This window comes from Terriglobus sp. YAF25, assembly GCF_052113305.1.
GTDB lineage: Bacteria > Acidobacteriota > Terriglobia > Terriglobales > Acidobacteriaceae > Terriglobus.
In genome coordinates this window covers 1-1,911 of the sequence record NZ_JBFRCY010000817.1, presented here as the reverse complement: position 1 = coordinate 1,911, position 1,911 = coordinate 1, and the positions used below count along the sequence as shown (strand labels likewise).

At 59.0% G+C, this 1,911-nt stretch carries 2 protein-coding genes; both read right to left on the bottom strand.

Annotated features, from left to right (window positions below; translation table 11 throughout):
* On the bottom strand, nucleotides 1–221 hold a 221-nt coding region (locus AB4043_RS24095), incomplete at its 3' end, for an AAA family ATPase (RefSeq protein ID WP_442308331.1).
* A gap of 244 nt (nucleotides 222–465) precedes the next feature.
* On the bottom strand, nucleotides 466–1,911 hold a 1,446-nt coding region (locus tag AB4043_RS24090; protein WP_442308330.1), incomplete at its 5' end, for a DUF885 domain-containing protein.

Sequence of the window (1,911 nt, the reverse complement as noted above, 5' to 3'; positions counted from 1 at the left end):
CAATCAGCGAGAGAGATGGCGATTGCGCGGCGGAGGAACGCTGCCACGTCCATCCATGGCAACGTCAACCCTCCTTGTTCTGTCTCTTCCCGGACAATCCGGCGGCCGGGCTCTTCGACAACGCTGTAGCCTCTGCGCGCGAGCTCTTCGAGGAGCGACGATTTTCCTCCTCCTGAGCAGCCTGAGAGGATTACGAACCGGTACATAGGCAATATCGACATGGAAACGGCATAGTCTCCTTGCCCCATTCTTCGCGATCCTATTGCGAAAGGGTGGATCCCCGGCGAACTTGTTCGCTGGGTTTGGCGTGGGGTATCGCGCTTCGCGCGACCGTCTTTTCTTTTACTCCAACCGATCGTTCAGAAAGATCTATTTAAGTGCTCGGGAGAGTGAAGGCCGGGCCCATGTCCCTAAGGGGACATGGGGCACCCGGTGCATGGGTTATATCGAGTGCGTCGATGCAGCTTAGAGCACTGGAGAGTTGTCGTGGAGCATGCTCTTGCGGATGATCTTGATGGGCACCGGCCCCTGGCGCATCAGGTCGTCGTGGAACTTCTCCAGGCTGAAGGCAGCTCCCTGCTTCTTCTTCACGTCGTCGCGCAGCTTCAGAATCTCCAGCTTGCCCAGCGTGTAGTACATGTAGAGCGCATCCGCGGTGCCGCGCTTGGTCTCCACCATGGCGGAGGCGCGTGACTGGTAGCCCTCCTTCACGAAGAAGTCCACGCCCTGGTCGAAGGTCATCTGGCCGGTGTGCATCTTCAGGCCGACGATAAAGCGGGCGTTGCGGAGAAGGGCATCCTGCAACTGGCCGAGCCGGATGAGCTTCGCTTCGCGGTCATCCTTCGCGCCGGCACCGGGCTGACCGTAGCCTTCGTCCAGCATCATCTGCTCCGTGTAGTGAGCCCAACCTTCGACGTTGCTGGCAGACATGGTCAGCTTGCGGACCTTAGACGGGAACTGTGACTGCCACAGGAACTGCACGTAGTGGCCGGGATAGGCCTCATGCACAGCGGTAGAGATGATGGTGCCGATGTTGAAGCTGGCCATGTGTTCGGCAACGTGCGCGGCGGTCCAGTCTTTTTCAGGCAGGGTGACGTTGAAGTAAGCCTTGGTCGAGTTCTTCTCGTAGGCGCCGGGCGAGTCCATGCTGGCGAAGGTGGTGGCGCGCATGAAAGGCGGAGTCTCTTCCAGGGTGGGCTGAACATCGCTGGGAATGGTGATGATCTTCTTCGCGCGGGTGAAGCTGATCAGCGAGTTGAAGGTGTCCTGAAAGGCGTTCAGCAGCTTGTCCGGAGCCGGGTGAATGTTACCCAGTTCGGCAAGTACTTGCTCGGGTGTTTTGGCGGGATCGAGCTCTTTGGCGATGCGTGCGAACTCAGCCTGATTGGCGCGCATATTGGCCATGTCGATCTCGACCAGCTTGTCCAGCGGCAGGTCGACCATTTCATCCAGAGCCAGCTTCTTGCGGAAGGTCGCTTCACCAAAGCGGAAGTCGCCGTTGGAGCGGGGCAGCAGGTCGCTCTTCAGCCAGTCGCCGTAGCTCTTCAGGGCGTCGATAACAGCCTTGTTGGATTTGGCGAAGTCGGCCTTGGTCTCCGCGTTGGTAGCTTTGCTGAAGGCCAAGGGGACGTCGTTTTCGAAGAACGAGACGATGCCGGGGATCTGCTCGATGGCGATCTCGGTGTAGATCTTCGGAGGATTCTTCAGGTTCTTGCGTGCTTCCAGAAAGACCTGGGGCATCAGCTTCTCGCGCTCTACGGCGGCGCGAAGACGTGTGTCCACGGGAGCGAAGTCGCGACTCATCAGGACGAAGATGCTGTGGGTGATGCCGGAGGAGTAGTTGTCCGGGTTCTTCTCCCACATGCGGATGGTCTCGAGCGAGAGCAGGTTGGACTCGATGTTGTTCAGCAG